Source organism: Mycobacterium sp. JS623 (assembly GCF_000328565.1).
Lineage (GTDB): Bacteria > Actinomycetota > Actinomycetes > Mycobacteriales > Mycobacteriaceae > Mycobacterium.
In genome coordinates this window covers 1427749-1449076 of the sequence record NC_019966.1, presented here as the reverse complement: position 1 = coordinate 1449076, position 21328 = coordinate 1427749, and the positions used below count along the sequence as shown (strand labels likewise).

The 21328-nt window shown below is 67.5% G+C and carries 20 protein-coding genes; 9 read left to right on the top strand and 11 right to left on the bottom strand.

Features of this window, described 5'->3' with window-relative positions; all coding sequences use genetic code 11:
• Positions 1–50 precede the first annotated feature (50 nt).
• Positions 51–299 (top strand): mycoredoxin Mrx1, encoded by a 249-nt coding sequence (gene mrx1 / locus MYCSM_RS06985; protein WP_015305442.1) that lies wholly within the window; start codon positions 51–53, stop codon positions 297–299.
• On the opposite strand, the gene nudC is transcribed toward mrx1, so the two are convergent.
• Both nudC and MYCSM_RS06975 read right to left on the bottom strand, forming a co-directional pair.
• Complete coding sequence (gene nudC / locus MYCSM_RS06980; RefSeq protein WP_015305441.1) at positions 288–1226, bottom strand: NAD(+) diphosphatase; 939 nt, start codon at positions 1224–1226, stop codon at positions 288–290. The two genes, mrx1 and nudC, sit on opposite strands and share 12 nt — an antisense overlap.
• Positions 1223–2326, bottom strand: a complete 1104-nt coding sequence (locus tag MYCSM_RS06975) for a potassium channel family protein (protein ID WP_015305440.1) — start codon at positions 2324–2326, stop codon at positions 1223–1225. Before MYCSM_RS06975 ends, nudC begins: the two co-directional genes overlap by 4 nt.
• 45 nt (positions 2327–2371) lie before the next feature.
• Here MYCSM_RS06975 and MYCSM_RS06970 point away from each other — a divergent pair, with 45 nt between their 5' ends.
• On the top strand, positions 2372–2767 hold the full coding sequence (locus MYCSM_RS06970; RefSeq protein ID WP_015305439.1) for a DoxX family protein: 396 nt from the start codon (positions 2372–2374) through the stop codon (positions 2765–2767).
• Here MYCSM_RS06970 and MYCSM_RS06965 read toward each other — a convergent pair.
• Positions 2764–5988, bottom strand: a complete 3225-nt coding sequence (locus tag MYCSM_RS06965) for an ATP-dependent DNA helicase (protein WP_015305438.1) — start codon at positions 5986–5988, stop codon at positions 2764–2766. The genes MYCSM_RS06970 and MYCSM_RS06965 overlap by 4 nt on opposite strands.
• The gene (locus MYCSM_RS06960; protein WP_015305437.1) at positions 5985–9098 is read right to left on the bottom strand and encodes an ATP-dependent helicase; all 3114 of its coding nucleotides are present in this window, start codon (positions 9096–9098) and stop codon (positions 5985–5987) included. The genes MYCSM_RS06965 and MYCSM_RS06960 overlap by 4 nt, the downstream gene beginning before the upstream one ends.
• Before the next feature lie 62 nt (positions 9099–9160).
• On the opposite strand from MYCSM_RS06960, the gene MYCSM_RS06955 reads away from it, so the two are divergent.
• Entirely contained in the window at positions 9161–9943 is a 783-nt protein-coding gene (locus MYCSM_RS06955) for an alpha/beta fold hydrolase (RefSeq protein WP_015305436.1), read from the top strand.
• 1 nt (position 9944) lies between these two features.
• Positions 9945–10241: an MGMT family protein gene (locus MYCSM_RS06950; RefSeq protein ID WP_015305435.1), complete on the top strand. Its 297-nt coding sequence runs from the start codon at positions 9945–9947 to the stop codon at positions 10239–10241.
• Positions 10242–10310: 69 nt separating this feature from the next.
• Here the strand turns inward: MYCSM_RS06950 and MYCSM_RS06945 are convergent, their stop codons facing one another.
• The 3 genes from MYCSM_RS06945 to MYCSM_RS06935 all read right to left on the bottom strand — a co-directional run bounded on the left by MYCSM_RS06945 (position 10311) and on the right by MYCSM_RS06935 (position 13481).
• Positions 10311–11165, bottom strand: a complete 855-nt coding sequence (locus tag MYCSM_RS06945; RefSeq protein ID WP_041313411.1) for a TIGR02569 family protein — start codon at positions 11163–11165, stop codon at positions 10311–10313.
• Positions 11166–11201: 36 nt separating this feature from the next.
• Entirely contained in the window at positions 11202–12380 is a 1179-nt protein-coding gene (gene moeZ / locus MYCSM_RS06940) for an adenylyltransferase/sulfurtransferase MoeZ (RefSeq protein ID WP_015305433.1), read from the bottom strand.
• 75 nt (positions 12381–12455) lie between these two features.
• Entirely contained in the window at positions 12456–13481 is a 1026-nt protein-coding gene (locus tag MYCSM_RS06935) for a DUF3152 domain-containing protein (protein ID WP_041313408.1), read from the bottom strand.
• Positions 13482–13610: 129 nt separating this feature from the next.
• Here MYCSM_RS06935 and MYCSM_RS06930 point away from each other — a divergent pair, with 129 nt between their 5' ends.
• Positions 13611–14297 (top strand): TetR/AcrR family transcriptional regulator, encoded by a 687-nt coding sequence (locus tag MYCSM_RS06930; RefSeq protein WP_041311460.1) that lies wholly within the window; start codon positions 13611–13613, stop codon positions 14295–14297.
• Here MYCSM_RS06930 and MYCSM_RS06925 read toward each other — a convergent pair.
• Complete coding sequence (locus MYCSM_RS06925; RefSeq protein ID WP_015305430.1) at positions 14284–14541, bottom strand: DUF3107 domain-containing protein; 258 nt, start codon at positions 14539–14541, stop codon at positions 14284–14286. The two genes, MYCSM_RS06930 and MYCSM_RS06925, sit on opposite strands and share 14 nt — an antisense overlap.
• Positions 14542–14756: 215 nt before the next feature.
• Here MYCSM_RS06925 and MYCSM_RS06920 point away from each other — a divergent pair, with 215 nt between their 5' ends.
• Positions 14757–15494, top strand: coding sequence for a hypothetical protein (locus MYCSM_RS06920; protein WP_015305429.1), 738 nt, complete (start codon positions 14757–14759; stop codon positions 15492–15494).
• A 111-nt stretch (positions 15495–15605) separates the two neighbouring features.
• On the opposite strand, the gene MYCSM_RS06915 is transcribed toward MYCSM_RS06920, so the two are convergent.
• Entirely contained in the window at positions 15606–16298 is a 693-nt protein-coding gene (locus MYCSM_RS06915; RefSeq protein WP_015305428.1) for a ferritin-like fold-containing protein, read from the bottom strand.
• A gap of 244 nt (positions 16299–16542) precedes the next feature.
• Between MYCSM_RS06915 and MYCSM_RS06910 the strand changes: the two genes are divergently transcribed.
• From MYCSM_RS06910 to MYCSM_RS06900, 3 genes are all read left to right on the top strand, one after another.
• Complete coding sequence (locus MYCSM_RS06910) at positions 16543–18006, top strand: DEAD/DEAH box helicase (RefSeq protein WP_015305427.1); 1464 nt, start codon at positions 16543–16545, stop codon at positions 18004–18006.
• 18 nt (positions 18007–18024) lie between these two features.
• A complete protein-coding gene (locus tag MYCSM_RS06905) occupies positions 18025–19236 on the top strand; it encodes an Rv3212 family protein (RefSeq protein ID WP_015305426.1) in 1212 nt (403 codons plus the stop codon).
• Positions 19237–19427: 191 nt separating this feature from the next.
• Positions 19428–19760 (top strand): hypothetical protein, encoded by a 333-nt coding sequence (locus MYCSM_RS06900; protein ID WP_051073716.1) that lies wholly within the window; start codon positions 19428–19430, stop codon positions 19758–19760.
• Here MYCSM_RS06900 and MYCSM_RS06895 read toward each other — a convergent pair.
• Positions 19735–20472 carry an SDR family NAD(P)-dependent oxidoreductase gene (locus MYCSM_RS06895; RefSeq protein WP_015305425.1) on the bottom strand — a complete coding sequence of 246 codons (738 nt, stop codon included), beginning with the start codon at positions 20470–20472 and terminating at the stop codon, positions 19735–19737. The two genes, MYCSM_RS06900 and MYCSM_RS06895, sit on opposite strands and share 26 nt — an antisense overlap.
• Positions 20473–20516: 44 nt before the next feature.
• On the bottom strand, positions 20517–21320 hold the full coding sequence (locus tag MYCSM_RS06890) for a ParA family protein (protein ID WP_015305424.1): 804 nt from the start codon (positions 21318–21320) through the stop codon (positions 20517–20519).
• Positions 21321–21328: the final 8 nt, after the last annotated feature.

The window sequence follows — 21328 nt, the reverse complement described above, 5'->3', positions numbered from 1 at the left end:
GCCGGGTGCGGCGCGGGCATGTTGCGGGTATCCGTTACGTTGGACGGCTTATGAGCGCTTTGACCATGTACAGCACCTCATGGTGTGGCTACTGCTTCCGCCTGAAAAAGATTTTGAAGGCGGAGGGCATTTCGTTCGCCGAGGTCGATATCGAAGCCGATCCCGCCGCGGCGCAGTTTGTGGCATCGGTCAATGGCGGCAATCAGACGGTGCCGACGCTGAAGTTCGCGGATGGCTCGACGCTGACCAACCCAAGCGGCGCAGAGGTCAAAGCCAAGCTGGCGAAGCTAGCCAGTTAGTTCTTGCGCTGCCCAGGATTCGATGATCTCCCTGGCGATCGAGATCGACCCGGGCAGCAGCAGCCGCGACGGTGAGTCGCTATTCCAATCGCCGTGCTCGAGCGCTTCTCGCACCTCGGCACGCGTGAACCACGCCGCCTCGGCGATTTCGCCGTCGTTGAAGGAGAACTCCTCGGCCGGGTCGCCCAGCGCGTGGAAGCCGACCATCAGCGAGCGTGGAAAGGGCCACGGTTGGCTGCCCAAATAGCGGATGTCGGTGACCGTCAACCCGATCTCCTCGCGGATCTCGCGGGCCACGCATGCCTCGAACGATTCGCCGGCCTCCACAAAACCGGCCAGCAGTGAGAACAACCGCTCAGGCCAGACGGTCTGCCGGGCCAGTACGGCGCGGTCATGGCCGTCGTGCACCAGACAGATCACGGCCGGGTCGATGCGGGGAAACTCCTCGTGCCCGTTGGTGGCGTTGACGCGTGACCAGCCACCCTTGATCGACTTGGTCGGCGCGCCGTCGACCGCGCTGAACCGCGCATTGTCGTGCCAGTTCAGCAGGGCGGTGGCGGTCGCGACGAGCTGCGCGCTGACGTCGTCGAAAATCTGCCCCGCGCGCCGCAGGTCGAGCACCTCGGTTTCGGCGTGCGGGTCCTCGGGCCCCTCCAGCGCGGCGCGAATCGCCCATACATGCCGGCCGTCGGCGAGGCGGCCCAGAAACACGGCGTTCTCCGGCGGTTTGTCCCCCAGCGCGGCGGCCTTGCCGAGCACCACTTGGCCGGCAGAGATCAGCACTTGATTGCGCCGGTCGACCCGCAGCAGTAGAGCGTCGGGCCATCCGTCGATGGCCGCGTCGACGTCGGTGCGCAGCGCGTCAGCGCGATCGGCGCCGACACGCGACAGCAGCGGGACGTTGCGAAGCTGAAAGCCTGAGGTCATCGTTCGGCTTCCGCGCTGCGGATGTACAGCAGCCGGTCGGTGGACTCGAGCGCATCAACCTCGGGCTCGTCGACCCGCAGCAGCCGACCGTCACGAACGACGCCCAAGACGATGTCGGTCAGGTGCCGTGGTGAACCGCCGACCTCCTTGGTTTCGACCTCACGTTCGGCAAGCGCAAACCCGGCGGCGGGCGTCAGTAGGTCCTCCATCATCTCGACAACACTGGGCGTTTGGATCGCGATTCCCAGCAGCCGACCCGCGGTCTCGGCCGTCACCACCGTCGAGTCGGCACCCGACTGGCGCAGCAGATGCTGGTTTTCTCCTTCTCGGACGGCGGCGATGATCTTGGCCTTGGGCGCGAGCTCCCGGGCGGTCAGGGTGACCAAGACGGCACTGGCGTCGTCGTCGGTCGCGACGATGATCGACTTCGCGTGCTGGGCGCTGGCGAGCCGCAACACCTCGGACTTGGTCGCATTCCCGTGCACGGTGACCAGACCCGCGCTCTTCGCGCGTTCGAGCGCCGTGACGTTCTCGTCGACGACGACGATGTCGGCCGGTGCCACCTCGTCGCCGACCATCGCGGCCACCGCCGTCCTGCCCTTGGTGCCGTATCCGATGACGACGGTGTGGTTGCGCACTCTGCTCCTCCATCGCTGGATCTTCAATGCCTGACGCGACTGGGTGGTCAGCGTCTCGACCGTCGTACCGATCAGGACGATCAGGAATGCGATGCGCAGCGGGGTGATCACCAGAACGTTGACCAGCCTCGCGGACGACGTGATCGGCGTGATGTCGCCGTACCCCGTCGTCGACAACGAGACCGTCGCGTAGTAGAAGCAATCGAGGAACGACAGCTCGCCGCTGCCCTCGGACTGCCCGATTTCGTTGCGCACATCCCGGTATCCGTGGCGGTCCAGATACACGATGAACACCGCGGCGAACAGCGCCAGCAGCGCGTAGACGATTCGGCGGAAAATTCGCTGGCCAGGGCTGACGAACGGCTCGGGGATGCGCAGGATATCGACGAGCGCAGCATCCGGTCGAGAGGTCAGGTTCTCCTCGACGGCCGCCAGCCGACTTCGCAGTTCGCCTTTAGCCACGACAACCCGTCATCGATCCCAGGGGGCGCACGCCACAATGTAACCATGACCTCACCCCCGCCTGAACTGCAGCAGCTTGCCAACCCGACGCCTGTCTACCGTCTGGCGGCGCTCCTGCTGGGCTCAGGTGTCCTGCACTTCGTGATGCCCAAGCCCTACGACGCGATCGTCCCCGTGGAACTGCCGGGCAGCCAGCGGTTGTACACCCAGGCCTCCGGGCTGGCAGAGCTGGCGGTCGGTGGGCTGCTGTTGTCGCCACGCACCCGCAGATTCGGCGCACTGTCGGCGGTCGCGCTGTTCGTCGCCGTGTTCCCGGCGAACGTCAACTTGGTTCGGGTGTGGAAGGACAAGCCGCTCTTCATGCGTCTCGGCGCGATCGCCCGCCTGCCGCTGCAGATTCCGATGATCACCTCCGCGCTGAAGATCTATCGGAACTCCTAGGCCGCCTCGATCAAAGCGATGAGGTCATCGGGGCCGGGCAGCGTGTCCGGGGTGACCGTTCGGCTGGATCGTACGTAATGGAATGCCGCGCGCACCGTCTCGATCGGGCACTTGTGTAGTTGCGCCCACGCCAGCCGGTATACGGCCAGCTGAATTGCCGCATGCCGGTTGGCTTCTGGCGTGTCGAGCGGGTCGCCGGTCTTCCAGTCGACCACCGTGGTGCCGCCGTCGTCGTCGGCGAAGATGGCGTCGATGCGTCCGCGCACCACGCGCCCGCCGATGACCATGTCGAACGGAACCTCCACATCGATGGGCGTGCGGGCTGCCCACGTTGACACTGCGAACGCGGCCTGCAACTCGGCGAGCTCTTCGGCGGCGCCGGCGTCGCGGTCGACGGCCCCGGGCAGATCGTCGAGGTCGAACAGTCGCTCGGCGTGGAAGAAGCGCTGCACCCAGTCGTGAAAAGCGGTGCCCAGTAAGGCGTGTGGGTCAGGCCGGGTCGGCAGCCGACGGCGCAGCCGTTGCGCGACGGCGTCGGGGTCGCGACCGAGCTCGACCAGTGTGCTCACCGACAGCTGTGTCGGCAGAGCCGGGGTGGGCGCGTCGGCCACGCGGTCGCGTTCGGCCAGCAGGGCGTCGACGTCGGCCACCCAGCCGTCGACGTCGTCGGTCTTTGCGGTAAGATCACCCGACATTGCGTGGATCACCATCGCCGCACCGCTGTCCACACGGGTTCGTTGCGTACCGGCCGGATCGGTGGGCCACAGCGCTTCGATTGCCCTGTCGCGCAACGGGTTCGGCGTGCCATCCGGCGGCGCAGGCGCCCAGTGGTCGATGACGCCACACGGATCGCCCGCTGCCTCCGACGTCTCGATGATGTCCTTGAGCTCACAGAGAAAATCGGAGGGACCACGAGGCTTGGCCTCGGACGCGCCCCAATGGTGCCCCGACAGCAGCAGGGTGTCCTCGGCGCGGGTCAGCGCCACATACAGCAGCCGACGCTCCTCATCGATACGCCGCTGTTCGAGGCTGCGCTTGTGATCGGAGATCTTGTCGGACAACCTCTTTCGATCGTTCACGTCCGACGTGTCCAGCACCGGCACGCCAAGCTCGGAGACAGTCGCGCGATCACCGCGCAGCAGCGGCGGCAGATCGCCCGCGTCGGTGAGCCAGGTTCGCGTCGACGCCGTCGACGGGAACACCCTGCCACACAAGTGCGGCACCGCCACGACCTGCCACTCCAGCCCTTTCGCGGCGTGCACGGTGAGGATCTGCACACGGTCCGTCGCGACGGACACCTCGGCAGGCGCCAGCCCGTTCTCCACCTGTTCGGCAGCGTCCAGATATGCCAGCAGCCCCTGCACCGTCGCCCCTGGCCGACCGGCGACATCGGCCACCACGTCGGCGAACGCGTCCAAATGCTCGGTGCCAGACCACCCCGCGGCCACCGGCCTGGCCGCACGAACTTCGGCGTCGAGCCCGAGTACCCGCCGGACCTCGGCGATGAGGTCGGGCAGCGGATGCGTCAGGTGCGCGCGCAGCGCCGTCAGCTCGCGGCCGAGCGCGACGATACGCGGATACCCTGCAACGGAATACGTGTGCGCAGGGCCGGGGTCACAGATCGCATCGGCCAAGCAGGCGGCGTCCGCGTCGGCGGCTGCCTGAGCCACGATCTGCTCGGTGGTCGCCTCGCGCGTCGGCCGGTCATCGAGTTCGACCGCGCGCCGCCACAGCGCGGCGATGTCACGACCGCCGAGCCGCCACCGCGGTCCGGTGAGCACCCGCATCGCGGCTGCCCCTGCCGTCGGGTCCGCGACGAGCCGCAGCATCGCCACCAGATCGGCGACCTCGGGCACCGAAAGAAGTCCGGCCAGACCGACGACCTCGACGGGGACGCCACGCGCGGTCAGTGCGTCCGCCATCGGCGCGGCGTCCGCGTTGCGGCGCACCAGCACGGCTGCGGTTGGTGTAGGGCCGTCAGCACCGTGATACAGCGCCGCGACATGATCTGCGACCCAATCATGTTCGGCGGCAACGTCATTCAGCAAGGCACATCGGATTACGCCGGGCTGGGCGTCGGGCCTGGGCCTCAAGGCGCGCACCGCGACGGAACGCCGCCGCGCCTCGGCGGACACGGCATTGGCCAGATGGAGCGCCCGCGGCGGATTGCGCCAACTGGTCCGCAGTTCCAGGGTGGGCGCCGGGGTGCCGTCGGCGCGCGGGAAGTCGGTGGTGAACCGCGGCAGGTTGGTCGCCGAGGCACCCCGCCAACCGTAGATCGATTGGATCGGATCACCGACCGCGGTCAGCGCGAGGCCGTCGTCGACGCCACGGCCGAACAGTGACGACAGCGCGACGCGTTGGGCGTGCCCGGTGTCTTGGTACTCATCGAGCAGGACCACCCGATACCTTTCGCGCAGCTGCTGGCCGACTTGAGGGAACGCCGAAGCCAGCCGGGCGGCCGAGGCCATCTGCATGCCGAAGTCCATCACCTTCTCGGCCCGCATGCGCGCGTGCAGGGCCTCGATCAGCGGGACCAGTTGCGTGCGTTCGGTTTGGGTGGCCAACATGCGCAGCAGCCACTGGCTGGGTCCGCGGTCGCGTTGAAATGGAGCCGCAGGCAACGTATGCACGAGTCGTTCGAGTTCGACGTGGGTGTCGCGCAGCTGTGCGGTGTCCACGAGATGTTCGGCCAGCTGGCCCGCGAGCCGCAGCACCATCGCCGTGACCGAGGCCGGAGTCTTGTCGGTGTCGAGATGCTCGGGGTGCTCGCACACGACTCGAAATGCCAATTGCCACAACTCTGTTTCGCTGAGCAGCCGGGTGTCGGGCTCGACTGGCAACAGCAGCCCGTGTTCGCGCAGCAGGTTGCCGGCGAACGCATGATAGGTGCTGACGGTCGCGGGGTCGTCGGCTGCGTCGCAACCGCCGGGAACCAGACCGGCGCCTGCCAGCCGTGCCAGCCGCGTACGGACACGTCGCAGCAGCTGACCCGCGGCCTTGCGTGTGAAGGTCAGGCCAAGTACCTCCCCGGGGCGGGCGTAGCCATTCGCCACCAACCACACCACCCTGGCCGCCATGGTTTCCGTCTTGCCCGCACCGGCGCCTGCGATAACCACGAGCGGGCCCGGCGCAGCGGCGATCACCGCCGCCTGCTCGTCGGTAGGCGCGAAAAGGCCGAGCGCAGAGGCCAGTTCGGCCGGGCTGTAGCGCGGGGTCATGACCGCCCACCGGCGATGGCCTGGGCCGGGCACATGGCTCGCACCGGGCAGTGCGCACAGCCGTCGTTGACCCGCGCGACGAAGGTCGGCCCCTGCGTGGCAGCCGCCGCCTGCTGCACCAACTCGAGCCATTCGGCACGCGTGTCGTCTGACTGCGGATCCTGCTCGCGCTCGGTGGCGCCACCCGATCCGGCCTTGCCGAGATAGACCAGCCGACCGCCGCCCGGCGTATCACCCTCTGGCAGTAGCCCTTCCGCGACGGCGAGCTGGTACATCGCAAGCTGGGCGTGACGTTGAGCATCGTCCTTGCTGACCGGTGTCTTGCCGGTCTTGATATCAACCACCACCAACCGGCCTGCCGCGTCGCGCTCGAGCCGGTCCAGGCGCCCACGCACCCGCACCCCGGGACCGACTGTGCCATCGAGGTCGATCTCGGTGCCCACCTCGGTCAGCTCGCCGCGGGTCTGCGCACGCCATTGCGCGAAGGTTGACAGCATCGCGCGATGCCGCGCCAGCTCGTTATCCGAAAACCATTGAGAGTCGAACGGCAGCTTGCTCCAGAGCTTTTCGAGATCGTTGAGCATCTGGGTTTCGGTCCTACCCGGCTCCGCGACGAGCGCATGCAGCAGTGAACCGATCGCCGACCGCACATCGCGTCCATCGGAGCCGCCGTGGCGCTCGAGGAGCCAGCGCAATGGGCAGTCGGTCAGCATCTGCAGCGTCGAGGGTGACAGCGTGACGACGTGATCGTCACCGTCCCACAGCGGTTCGTCGCTGGACAACGGCGTCATGCCGTACCACTGGGCAGGGTCGGCGCCGGTGACACCGGCCTCCGCGAGCCGCGCCAGTTGTGTTGCCGCACATGCCCGTACGGCGTCATCCACGTCATCAGGTGCGGCGCACACGACAGAGCGCAGCCGCCCGACCAGTGCGGGCGGGGCCAGCACCCGCGGGGCATGGATCGGCGCTGGCGGTTCGGGTTCGCTGTCGGTGGCGAGTGCCGCGAGCTCGTAGCAGAACGGCGACGGCAGCATCGACTCGTCGCCGCAGTCGCTGTCGACCGCGGTCACCAGCAGGCGGCTGCGGGCGCGGCCCATGGCGGCGATCAATAGCCTGCGTTCCTCGGCCAGCAACGGCGCCCTGCTCGACAATCCGCGGTCGACCTCCGTCGCGACGCCGTCCATGACGTCGACCAGCTGCTGGGTGCCCAGCACGCCGCCACGGGGAGTCGTGTTCGGCCACAACCCTTCCTGCAATCCCGCGATGACGACGAAATCCCATTCCCTGCCGAGCGCCGCATGGGCGGACAGGACGGCGACCGCGTCGGGTTCGGGCAGTTGCTCGCGGGGGGTCGCGGGCAGTCCCATCGCCTCGACATGGTCGATGAGTCCGCGTAGCGACGCTCCTGTCGTCCGACTCACGTATTGCTCGGCGATGTCGAACAGCGCTGTCACCGCGTCGAGGTCGCGGTCGGCCTGTGCACCCGCGAGGCCGCCGCGTTCGCTTGCGGTCAGCCAGCGCCGCTGCAGGCCGGACCGATGCCATGCCTGCCACAGCGTGTAGCGGGGATCTTGGCCTTCGGCTGCGCTGGCGCGGGCTGCGGCGAGCACGGCGCGCACGCGCCGCAAGGGGCGGCCGAGGTCGGCGGAAAGGCCGTCGGTGTCGTTGTGGAGCGCCGCGACAAGCAGGTCGGTGAACTCCCGCGGCGGCTGGCCGCCGTCGGCTCGGCGCAACGCGCGGCGCAGCTGACGCAGCGACACCGGATCGACCCGGCCGATGGGCCCTGTCAGCAACGACAGCGCCCGCTCGCCGTCGAGCCCACGCTCGGTGGCGTCAAGCACGGTCAGCAGCGCGCGCACCGCAGGCTGGTCGGCCAGAGGAGTGCTGGGCAGCGGGGCGTCCACCGGCACGCCGGCCGATACCAGGGCGCGGGCCAGCGGCGCGCCCAGCCGCGGCACCGACCGCACGATCACCGCCATCCGCGACCACGGCACACCGTCGACCAGGTGGGCGCGGCGCAGGGCGTCGGCGATCAACGCCGACTCCGCATGTGGCGTCGCGGCGATCCGGACATTCAGCGCGCCCGGGAGGTCCGCGGCACTGGTCACCCGCCGCGCCGCACCGGCACCCGGCAGCCGTCGGGCAACCGCGGTGATGGCGTCGGCGATGAGCGGCGCACACCGGAACGACTCGGTCAGGGTGATGGCGGGCTCGTCACCACGCAGCAGCGACGGGTCGGCGCCGCGGTATCCGAACACCGACTGGGTGCTGTCGCCGGCGATGACGGTCAGTTCGGCGCCCGCCGACAGCACGCGAACCAGCCGGGCCGCCTGCGGATCGAGGTGCTGCGCGTCGTCGACGAGTAGCAGCTTGATTCTGGCGCGCTCGGCGGCCAGCAGGTCCGCGTCGGTTGCGAACGCTTCAAGTGCGGCGCCGATGAGTTCGGCTGCTCCCAGCGCGGGCACGGTGGCCTGCGGCGCTGCCATGCCGACGGCGGATCGCAGCAGCATGATCTGCTCGTAGGCCTGCGCGAACTGACCCGCAGCCAGCCATTCGAGGCGCCCGCTGGTGCGCCCGATGCGTTGCAGCGCAACGGGATCCACGCCACGCTCGGTGCAGCGCGACAACAGGTCGCGCAATTCGTTGGCGAATCCGACGGTGCTGAGCGCGGGCCGCAGTTGTCTGGGCCATCCGACCGGTGACGCGTCACCGTCTTCGAGGTCGCCGGCGAGCAGTTCGCGGATGATGCCGTCCTGTTCGGCGCTGGTGATCAGTCGCGGCGGCGGGTCACCGTTGCGCTGTGCCGCCAACCACAGTATCGCGAACGCGTAGGAGTGCAGGGTGCGTACCAACGGTTCCCGGACGACAGCGCGACTGCCCGCCGACAACAACGCCGACGTGATTGCCGCCCGCGCGTGGCTACCAAGCCGGGCCGAACCGGTCAGCAGCAGAACCGATTCGGGATCACTGCCCGCGGCGATGTGGGCGGTCGCGGTCCGAATCAGCAAGGTGCTCTTGCCAGTACCGGCTCCGCCCAGCACGCGCACCACACCGCGCGTCCCTGGTTCGGTGAGGGCGGTGCGGGTCAGTTCGGTCTGCGGTGCGGACATGTTGGCATGACACCACGGGGGTCCGACATTTAGTGTCGCGGGCTGCTGGCAGCATCGACGCTGTGACCGACTTGCTGCACGTGCATCGCTACGGACCGACCCGCCCCCCGCAGATCCTGGCCGTGCATGGCCTGACGGGGCACGGCCTGCGCTGGCAGACGCTGGCGACGAAGCATCTGCCTGAATTCGCGATCGTCGCTCCGGATCTGATCGGACACGGGCGGTCGTCGTGGGCGGCGCCGTGGAGCATCGACGCGAACGTCGACGCGCTGGCCGGGCTACTGGACGCCGAGGCGGAGGGGCCGGTGGTGGTGGTCGGGCATTCATTCGGCGGGGCGATTGCGCTGAATCTGGCTGCGGTACGCCCGGATCTGGTGTCGTCGTTGGTGCTGCTCGATCCCGCGGTCGGGCTGGACGGCGGGTGGATGCGCGACATCGCCGACGAGATGTTCGGCTCGCCGGACTACACCGACCGCGCAGAGGCGCGAGCCGAGAAGGTCAACGGCTCGTGGGGCGAGGTCGACGCCGACGAGCTGGACCGCGAGCTCGACGAGCACCTGATCGACCTGCCGGGCGGGCGCGCAGGATGGCGGCTCAGCATTCCGGCGATGTTGTCGTACTGGAGTGAGCTGGCGCGGCCAGTTCGGTTGCCGCCCTACGGCATACCGATCACATTGGTGCTAGCCACCAAGACGGACCCGCCGTACGTCACCGGGGAATTGCTTGCCGGCCTGCGCGAGCGGCCCGACATCACACTGCTGGAGTTCGACTGCGACCACATGGTGCCACAGGCGCGGCCCGCCGACACTGCGGCGGTGATCCGCAAGCAGCTGGAGCGCGGCTGATATGTCGGCAGTCACCGACGAACAGGTCGAAAACGTGCGTGCGCTGGTCGCGTCGATCCCGGCCGGGCGGGTGTCGACCTATGGCGATATCGCCGATGCGGCCGGGCTGTCCAGCCCGCGCATCGTCGGCTGGATCATGCGGACCGATTCGTCGGATCTGCCGTGGCATCGGGTGATCAGGGCGTCGGGGCGTCCCGCGCCACACCTGACGACGCGACAGCTCGAATTTTTGCGCGCTGAAGGGGTGTTGGCGAGCGACGGCCGGATCAACCTGTCGGAAGTGCGCCACCAGTTCTAGGCGCGCGAACGTGGGTTACCCGCACACTTACGGGCGCCAAAGTGTGCATCGAGCCCACACTCGGCGCCGTTAGAGCACCAGCCGCACCAACGCGGCCGTGCGCGCCAGACCCGGGAACGCCGCCCCCGTCGACCGCGGATGCAGCGCATGCACGGCGAGCCGGAACATCAACGCGCGCAACAACATCTGCGGCCACTCAGGCAGCGGGCTCCAGCGCTCGATCAGCCCATCGTCGGCCTCGCCCCATGACAGCGCGTCGACGACGACCACCCCCGCCGCCCACGACGATGGCCGCCAGTACGGCGTGATATCGGTGATGCCTGGCGCCGCGGTGCCCGCGAAAAGCACTGTGCCGTACAGATCGCCGTGCACCAGCTGGTTGGGGCTCTTCGTCGGCCGGCGCAGCGAGGCCAGCTGCGTGATGAGCTCAACCGAACGCTGACCATCAGGAGAGCCGGGCGACACCCGCGCACCTTGCGGCAGCGAGTGCAGCGGGCGCTCCTCCCATGCCGCGCGGTCGGCGGCGATGAACACGTCGACGTCGGCCCACGGCGCGACGGGCGGCTGGGTCAGAAAGCGGGGCCGTTCCAGCTTGGCCGTCGCTTCATGAAGTCGCACCGCCGCGGAGACCACCTCGTCGTGACGCGGCTCGGGCGTGCCCGCGACGTACGTGTCGGCCCGCCAGCCCGCTACGACATAGCGGCCGTCGGTCGAGCGCACCGGCCGGGCCAGCCGCACACCGTCGACGAACAACGTCTCGCGGACTTTTGCCGACCACGCCGCCCGCGCGTGGTCGGCCACCATCGACAGCACGACCTCACCGCAGCGCCAGCCGCCCTCCCAGGCGGAGCCGAGCGCAACGGGGCGCACACCCATCAATCCGAACGCCGCCAGCACATGATCCGGCGGCGGTTCGGCACTCACCACCTCAGCCTAAGGCGAGGTACGGCAAACCCGGCGTTAGTACATCACCATGTCGGGTTCGAGTTGCTTGCCCCATGCGACGATCCCACCCTGCACATGCATCGCATCGGAGAAACCGGCCTTCTTCACGATGGCGAGCACCTCGGCCGAGCGAACGCCGGTCTTGCAGTAGAACACCGGGGTGCGGTCGACTTGCAGCTTGGCCAACGCCTCGCCGGATTCGAAGGCGCCCTTGGGGATCAGCTCGGCGCCCTCGATGCGGTTGATGTCCCACTCGACCGGTTCGCGAACGTCGATTAACGCCAACGGCTTACCGGAGTCCAGCAGCTCCCGCAGCTCCCGCGGAGTGATCGTCGAGTCGGCAGCCGCCTCGGCCGCCGCTTCGGACACCACACCGCAGAACTCCTCGTAGTCGATCAGCTCGGTGATCTTCGGAGTGGCGGGATCCTTGCGGATCTTGATGGTGCGATACGTCATATCCAGTGCGTCATAGACCATCAGGCGGCCCAGCAGCGGTTCGCCGATGCCGGTGATCAGCTTGATGGCCTCAGTGCCCATCACCGACGCGATCGACGCGCAGAGTATGCCCAGCACACCGCCCTCGGCGCACGACGGCACCATGCCCGGTGGCGGCGGCTCCGGGTACAGGTCGCGGTAGTTCAGGCCTGCCCCGTCGGGCGCGTCCTCCCAAAACACCGAAACCTGACCCTCGAAGCGGTAAATCGACCCCCACACATACGGCTTGCCCGCCAGCACGGCGGCGTCGTTGACCAGATAACGGGTCGCGAAGTTGTCGGTCCCGTCGAGGATCAGGTCGTACTGCCTGAACAGATCGACCGCGTTGTCCGGCTCCAGGCGCAATTCATGCAGCCGCACCTCGACCAGCGGGTTGACCTCGCGGATCGAGTCACGAGCGCTTTCTGCCTTCGACCGGCCGATGTCGGACTGGCCGTGGATGATCTGGCGCTGCAAATTCGACTCGTCGACCACGTCGAACTCGACGATCCCGATGGTGCCCACCCCGGCGGCCGCCAGGTACAGCAGCGTCGGCGAGCCCAGCCCTCCGGCGCCGATGACAAGCACCTTGGCGTTTTTGAGTCGCTTCTGTCCGGCCAACCCAAGGTCCGGGATGATGAGGTGACGGCTATAGCGCTGAACTTCTTCGCGCGTCAGTTCGCCCGCCGGCTCGACCAGCGGCGGCAACGATGTCGACACGAAATCTCCTTGATTGACGGTCAATGCAGTACCCAGCACAACGGTAGTCCGGTTGCGATGCTTCCCGACGCGCTGTCAGGCGATCGGATATGGCCAGGGGTTGAAGCGACAGGTCTTGCCGTCGGGTTTGACCGACTCCGGGTCGAAGCGGGCGGCGTCGTTGTCATTGGTTGCGAACGTCTGCTGCATCATGATCGGCGCAAGGCCGCCGTCCTGCGCGCATCCTTCATGGCGCTGGTAGCCCATGGCGTGACCGATCTCATGATTGATCTGATACTGCCGGTAGGAACCGATGTCACCCTGGAACGGCACCGCGCCGCGCACCCAGCGGGCCTCGTTGAAGAAGACGCGTGGCTGGCCGTCGGAGTACGCGGGGTTGTAGCAGGACGTCTCGATCTGGATGTCGTAGCCGCAGCCTTCTCGCACTGTCATCGGCGAGGTCAGCGATACCCGGAAGTCGGGTTGGCCGCTGTCGATGCGGGTGAACGCGAATTGTGGGTTGTGCGTCCAACTCTTGGGGTTGGCCAGCGTTTCGCTGACCATCCGGGCGAAGCCGTCGTCGCCGCCGAACGACGTGGTGTCGATGCCGTCCTCGATCTCGACGGTGTAGGTGAACGTCTTGGTGGTGCCCTCCCCGACCTTCGGGGTGGTGCCCGGCACGATGTGCCAGGTCTTGGCGCCGGCCTCGGTGAACGGGCCACCCTCGGGCAGTATCCCGGTCGGCAGGTTTACATCGAACTGAGTCAACCCCTTTGGCGGCGCGCCGACGATCTGCGTGCTGGCCACCCCGAGGGTCGGCGGCCCCTGCACCGGTCCCTCTGCCTGCTTGGGCGCGGGTGCGCTGGTTCCGGTGATGGTCTGGTAGACGACGATGCCCGTCACCGCGATCAGCACCGGCAGCGCATAGGCGCGCCATCCGTAGGTATGGATGAAACGGCCAAGCCACGTCTGCTTGCGCGCGCGGCGATGCTCGTCGCGATTGGACCTGACCCGACCGGAGCTCTCAGTGATCGGGTCGCGCTGCGCGCGCAATGGCTCTCGCCACTCGTCACGCAGCACGGGTACGCGACCGCTCCCGCGACGCCCCGGGTCGTAGGTCACCGAAACAGGATGGCACAGTCTGCTGGGCTTGCACTTCCGGCGCGCCACCGCCCCGGGATGCCGTGGATCCGCGAACCCCCAAACAACGGTAGTAATGTCGTTGCGAAACGCATTCAGACGAAGGATGTGATGAGCGATCTCGCCAACACCGCCGCGCGCAGGGGCGCGCAACCGGCCAATGGCGGCGGGGTGACCGGCGTCGGTTCCGGTGCTGGGCGGCGCGGGAACAGGCTGCCCCGCGACGAGCGCCGCGGGCAGTTGCTGGCTGCTGCCAGCGAGGTTTTCGTCGACCGCGGCTACCACGCCGCAGGGATGGACGAGATCGCCGACCGCGCCGGTGTGAGCAAACCCGTTCTGTACCAACACTTCACGTCGAAACTCGAGCTGTATCTGGCCGTGCTGCAGCGGCATGCGGACAATCTGGTTTCTGGCGTGCGCCAGGCGCTACGCACCACCACCGACAACCGCCAGCGAGTGCGGGCGGCCGTGGACGCGTTCTTTGATTTCATCGAGCACGACGGCCAGGGTTACCGGCTGATCTTCGAGAACGACTACGTGACCGAACCTCAGGTGTCCGCGCAGGTCAAGGTGGCCACCGAGGCATGCACCGACGCCGTGTTCGACCTGATCAGCCACGATTCCGGGCTGGAGCCGCACCGCGCGCGAATGATCGCGGTCGGGCTGGTGAGCATCAGCGTCGACTCAGCCCGGTACTGGCTGAACAATGACCGGCCGATCTCCAAGGACGACGCCGTGGAGGGCACGGTGCAGTTCATCTGGGGCGGCCTGTCCCACGTTCCGCTTACCCGCTCTTGACGGCCTCCGAACCAACTGCACCAACGCCGAAGCCGACCCTGCGGATGTCGGCGGCACCGATCTCGACGTAGGCGATCTTCGACGCCTGTACGAGGAAACGACGGCCCTTCTCGTCGGTCAGGGCGAGCACTCCGGAATCCTTGCTGAGCGCATCGGTGATCAACTTCTCGACCTCGCTGGGTGTCTGCGCGCTGTTGAAGTTCAGCTCGCGCGGGCTGTCGGTGACACCGATCTTGACCTCCACGCCTGGACCCTTTCGTTTGTATGTTCCTCGTCAGAAAGGCTAGTGGACGCCCACTGTGTGGGGGTCCCCGGCCACTACGCGAGTAGCGAAACCGACCGGCCCGCGACCGAACCGAGTCCGGACCGTGACCAAAGGCCCAGCGCGTCAACCTCATTCGTCACATACGTCTCGATAGCATCAGGTCCGGCAATGGACGAAACGACCGGGGTAGCTGAATGAACAGGCCATATACCGCACATTCACCGTATTCCTTGACCCCGACCGAACGGATTCGCGGCGATCGCGAGGATGGCGGGGTAACCGTCGATCTCGACCGTGAGCGCTACGACGAATACGACGGTGTCGAGGAGTACGACGACGAGTACGGCGACATCGAGGAGTACTACGAGCCGATCGACCGCCGGTGGATCTGGGTCGCCGGGGTGGCCGGTGCGATTCTGCTCGTCGCCGTGATCTGCACGGTGGTCATCCTCGGCGGTGGCGACAGCGGCTCGGTGTCGACGACGGTCGCGCCGCCGGCCACCACAACCCAGCCGGCCGCCACCTCGGCACCGCGCGCGACCACGTCAGCCGCCCCGCCGGCGGCGACGCTGCCGCCGGAAACCGTCACCACCGTGTCGCCGAGCGCGAGCGCCGCGCCGACCGAAACGCCTGCCGTGGCGGCTCCTGCGCCCGCGGCCGCGCCGAACACGATCACCTACCGGGTGACGGGCAACCGCAATCTGCTGGACCTCGTAACGGTCATCTACACCGATTCGCAGGGCGCGTTGCAGACCGACGTGAACGTGGCGCTGCCGTGGGTCAAGACCGTCGTGCTGGATCCGGGTGTGACGCTGAGTTCGGTCACCGCGACGAGCGTGACAGGTCAGCTGAACTGCAGCATCACCGATGCTTCCGGTACCGCGCTTGCAGTGCAGAACAACAACACGATGATCGCGAACTGCACGAAGTAGGCGGAGGTGGCGGCCGAGTGAGCATCGCAGGCGCCGCCAAGCGCCGAGGAGCGGAGCGAGGCCAGAACCGACCATTAGGCGGAGTGAGGCGGAACCGACCGTCGGATCAGGTCAGGCCAGGCCCAGCTCGCGCATGCGGGTGCTGTGGGTGTGCTGCAGCCGGTCGAAGAACTCGGTCATCTGCTTGAGGCCCTCGCCACTGGACATCACCAGGTCGACGAGCTCGTCGTGGTCGGCCATGACGTACTGAGCCTGAGTGATGGCCTCACCGAGCAGCCGACGCGACCACAGCGCCAGCCGGTGACGCTGCTTCTCGCTGGCCGTCACCGCGGCCTGCACCTCGGCGACCACGAACTGCGAATGCCCTGTCTCCGACAGCACGGCACGTACGACGTCGGCGACCTCGTCGGGCATCGCGTCGGCGATCTCCAGATAGAAGTCGGCGGCCAACGCGTCGCCGACGTAGGTCTTCACGAGAGCTTCCAGCCAGGTGCTCGGCGTTGTCAGCCGGTGGTAGTTCTCCAGCGCCGAGGCGTACTTGGTCATCGCGGGCACCACGTCGACTCCCCTGCGCTCCAACGCATCCCGCAGAACTTCGTAGTGGTTCATCTCCGCGGCGGCCATGCTGGCCATGTTGATTCGGCCGCGCAGGTTCGGCGCCATCCGCGCCTCATCGGTGAGTCGGTAGAACGCTGCCACCTCGCCGTAGGCCAACAGCGCGAAGAGCTCGTTGACGCCGGGATGGCCGGCCGACACGCCCGATGCGGTCTGCTCGGGAGAGGGCGCTGATGGCGTCGAATGCATGAGCCAACTCTAGACGCCGCGCGGCGCACCGACCGCTCGGCAAACCCGGCCAGCTATCATGGGTACAGGCATTGGCACTGACAAGGTCGAAACTGACCGGCCATTACCTAAGAAATGTGCGTGCACGCAGTCGGCCCGCGACCTCAACGCAGGGCCCCGGCCGTAGCTTTGTCGAACTCGTGCGCGCGTGTGGAATCCGCGAGGACTTACGAGGTTCGACCCAGAAAGGCTACGTACCCCAAGCATGACTCATCTCAATCCGAAGTTTGCCGAGCTCGGCGTTCGCGACGAAATAGTGCGCGCACTGGCCGAAGACGGCAAGGAACATCCCTTTGCTATCCAAGAACTGACGCTGCCGCTCGCACTCGCGGGCGACGACTTGATCGGCCAGGCACGCACCGGCATGGGCAAGACCCTGGCCTTCGGCGTGCCGATGCTGCAGCGCATCACCAGCGACGACGAGCGCCCGCTGACGGGTATCCCCCGCGCGCTGGTCGTGGTCCCCACTCGCGAACTCTGTCTGCAGGTGTACGGCGACCTCGCGATGGCCGCGAAGTACCTGACTGCCGCTGACCGCAAGCTGACCGTCACATCGATTTACGGTGGCCGGCCCTACGAGCCGCAGATCGAGGCGCTGCAGAAGGGTGTCGACGTCGTGGTCGGCACGCCGGGGCGTCTGCTCGACCTCGCGCAGCAGGGCCACCTGCAGCTCGGCGGGCTGTCGATGCTGGTGCTCGACGAGGCCGACGAGATGCTCGACCTGGGCTTCCTGCCGGATATCGAGCGGATCCTCAAGCAGATTCCCGACGAGCGGCAGGCCATGCTGTTCTCGGCGACCATGCCGGACCCGATCATCACGCTGGCACGCACGTTCATGAACCAGCCCACGCACATCCGCGCAGAAGCCCCGCATTCTGCGGCCACCCATGACACCACCGAGCAGTTCGCCTACCGCGCCCACGCGCTGGACAAGGTCGAACTGGTCAGCCGAATTCTGCAGGCCAACGGCCGCGGGTCGACGATGATCTTCACCCGCACCAAGCGCACCGCACAGAAGGTCTCCGACGAGCTGGCCGAACGGGGCTTCAAGGTCGGCGCGGTGCATGGTGACCTCGGCCAGGGCGCGCGCGAAAAGGCGCTGAAAGCCTTCCGCACCGGTGACATCGATGTACTCGTCGCCACCGATGTCGCCGCTCGCGGCATCGACATCGACGACATCACCCACGTCATCAACTACCAGATCCCCGAGGACGAGCAGGCCTATGTGCACCGCATCGGTCGCACCGGGCGTGCCGGCAAGACCGGGATCGCGGTCACCCTTGTCGACTGGGATGAGTTGGCCCGCTGGGAAATGATCGACAAGGCGCTGGGACTCGACTGCCCCGACCCCGCCGAGACATACTCCAGCTCTCCTCATCTGTTCGAGGAGCTGGACATCCCTGCCGACGCCACTGGCACCGTCGGCGAACCACGCAAGGCGCCTGCCAAGCGCGCGCCCGCAGACAAGCCCGCCGAGAAGCCCGCCCGCAGCCGGACCCGCAACCGCAGGCGCACCCGCGGCGGCAAGCCGAGCACCGGGCATCCCGAGACATCCGCCCCGCAGGCGGAAGCCGCCGAGGGTGACGTCCCCGCCGCCGACGAGGCGTCGCCGGCACGGCGGCGTCGTCGCCGTCGCCCGCGCAAGGCCACAGCAGCGAACGCCGGCTAGCGGAGGCCCGTCCCACGGATGGTCAAACCCGAACGCCGCACCAAGGCTGACCTGGTGGCGGCCGCGGTGATCGCGGCAGTGGTGGTCGTCGTCGCCGCGCTGATCTGGTTGACCAGTGATGCCAGAGCCACGATCAGCAGGCCTGCGGCGACACCTGCGCCGACGCTGCAGTCCGCGAAAGCGGTACCCCCCGCGTTGCGGCAGCTGTGGACCGCACCGAGCCCGAAGACCACCACGCCGTTGGTGGTCGGCGGCAATGTCATCACCGGCAACGGCCGCGAGGTCGAGGGCCGCGATCCCTCGACTGGAAACACACGGTGGACCTACGCGCGTGACCTCGAGCTGTGCGGCGTCACCTACGTGTACAACTATGCGGTCGCGGTGTATCCCGATGTGCGCGGCTGCGGACAGGTCAGCACGATCGACGCCAAGACCGGCACGCGCGGGCCGAGTCGCACCGCGTACGCCGACCCGGCGGTGAAGCTGTCGTCCGACGGCACGGTCGTGCTGTCGGCCGGGGACAGCCGCCTGGAGATGTGGCGCTCGGACATGGTGCGGATGCTGTCGTACGGCGCGCTCGACGCTCGGATCAAGCCGAGTGTGCCCGCCTCGACGATCTGCAGGCTGGTGTCAGCAGAGTCGAGTTCGACGGCCGTGTCGGTGCTGGAGGCCTGCCCGAAACAGGCCGATCTGCGGCTGACGCTGCTGCGGCCCGCGGATGAAGAAGACACTCCCGACGTGAAATACGTGCCGCAGCCCGGCGTCGCCACCGACTCGGACGCGCGCGTGGTCGCGGTGTCCGACACCACGACGGCGGTTTACGTGCCCACACCGAAGCCGACGATCAACATCGTTGACGAGACCGGCGCGACCGTCGCGAGCACCCTGGTGGCCAAGCCGCCGTCGCCGAACGCGGTGATGTCGCGGGCAGGCGATCTGATCACCTGGTGGACGGGAGACGCCGTAATGGTGTTCTCCGCCAACGGACTTCACTATCGCTACAGCGTCAGCGCGGCGGGCAACAACATCCCGCTCGGCCCCGCGACGATGATGGCCGGCCGGCTGCTGGTCCCCGTCACTGGCGGCTACGACGTGTTCGACCCGGCCACCGGCGCAGGCGTCGAACATATTCCGGTGCAACGGCCGCAGAGTTCCGCTGCGGTGGTGCCCGCGGTGGCCGGGTCGACGATCATCGAGCAGCGCGGCGACCAACTCGTCGCACTGGGTTAGTCAGCGCCGAGCACTCCGGGCATTCGGAGATCACCGGGTGCTCGCAATGGGCGATGTGCGCGAGAAACTTGTCGGCACGTCGAAGGCTGGAAACCTGATGGGTGACAACGGGATAGGTCGCTCCCGTCGGCGGAGTTCGCGACTCACTCGACCTCCGCACGACGGTCACCTACGACCTCGACGGCCCACCGGTGCTGACCTTTAGCCGCAGCCACGACCTGTTCGGTGACGGCTCGGTCTTCGTCGTGGATCTCACCGGGCACACCCCAGGCAGCGTCGGTGTGCTGCTCCATACCGCGGCCGGGCCGGTGCTACTCGCAGGCAAGGCCGCATGGCACACCTACCAGATCGATGACATCCGCCAGAAGTCCAGCTACCCAGGAGGACTCGCCGACGAAGACCGACACGAGGCGTTCCGCACCCTGCACCGGCTGCATGCCGTCAAGGATCGCGTAACGGTAATACCGACGCACGATCCGGGCGCCGCCAAGCGGCTGGTTACCCCGAGTTCGCTTGTGCCTTAGCGCGTTCCGCCCCCGCCAATGCTGCGTACTGCCGCTCCAGTGCCTTGGCCGGACCGCTGCGCCAGCCCCGCGCCATCGACGCCGCCATCGCATCGGGGAAGATGTCGTCTTCGCCGTTCTCCACACCGTCGAAGATGGCGCGCGCGACGGACTCCGGCGACGCTTTCGGCGCGTCCAGGTCGCGCGTCATATCGGTGTCCACGATTCCGGTCAGGACGGCGTGTACGGTCACGCCCTTTTCAGCCAACAGCGTGCGCAGCGACTGCGTCAGTGAGAACGCCGCGGCCTTCGACACCGAGTAGGCGGGGATCAGGGGCAGTGGTGCGAGGGCGTTCACCGACAGGTTGTTGACGACGGCGCCCCGTGACGTGCTCAGCAGCGGCAGGAACGCCTGCGTGACCCGGAAAGTCCCGAACAGGTTGACGTCGAGGTGACGTTGCAAAGTGGCCTGGTCACTGAGGTCGTCGTAGTCGGCGATGCCCGCGTTGTTGATCAGAATGTCGAGCGAGCCGATCTCGGCGACCGCCTGCTGGATCTGCGCCTCATCGGTCACGTCGAGCGGCACCGGTATTGCGTTCGAGTTCGCCACCGGTTTGCGCGTGCCGACATAGACCTTTCTCGCGCCTCTGCTGAGCGCGTCGTCAACGAGCGCGCGGCCGATGCCGCGATTGCCCCCGGTAACCAGAACTGTTTTGTCCGCAATTGTTGTCATGCCTGTTCAGATACGCGGCAGGACCGAGATTCATCGGCGCCGGGTTAGAGCTCAGGTGTGAACGTGGCCAGCGCCTTGCCGTTCTTCCAGTGCTTGAGAAGCGCAGTGGCCAGCTCGCGGTACGCGTGCGCGCCCTTGTTCTTCCGGCCCGCCAGCACCGAGCACCCGGACGCGCTGGCTTCGGCGAACCGAACAGTCCGCGGAATCGGCGGCGCCAGTACCGGCAGCTCGTAGCGATCGGCGACATCGAGCAGCACGTCGCGGCTGTGCGTGGTCCGCGAGTCGTACAGCGTCGGCAGCGCACCCAGCAGCTTGAGGTCCGAGTTGGTGATCTGCTGCACGTCGGTGATGGTGCGCAGGAACTGGCCGACGCCGCGGTGCGCCAACGTCTCACATTGCAGCGGGACGATCACGTCGTCGGCCGCGGTCAGCCCGTTGAGCGTCAGCACGCCAAGCGATGGCGGGCAGTCGATGATCACCACGTCGAAGTTGCCGCCGACCTTGGCCAGCGCGCGTTTGAGCGCATACTCGCGACCAGCCCGCATCAACAGCATCGCCTCGGCGCCCGCCAGGTCGATGTTGGCGGGCAGCAGCGTCATGCCCTCCGTAGTGTCGACCAGCGCCGCGTCGGGTTCGACTTCACCGAGCAACACCTCATGGATCGACACCGCCAGCTTATCGGGGTCCTGGCCCAGCGAGAACGTCAAACATCCCTGGGGATCCAGGTCGACGAGCAGCACCCGTCTGCCCTTCTCCTCCATTGCCGCACCCAACGACGCAACCGTCGTCGTTTTGGCAACCCCACCCTTTTGATTGGCGACCGCAAGTACCCGCGTCACGGTGTTCATCGTTGCAC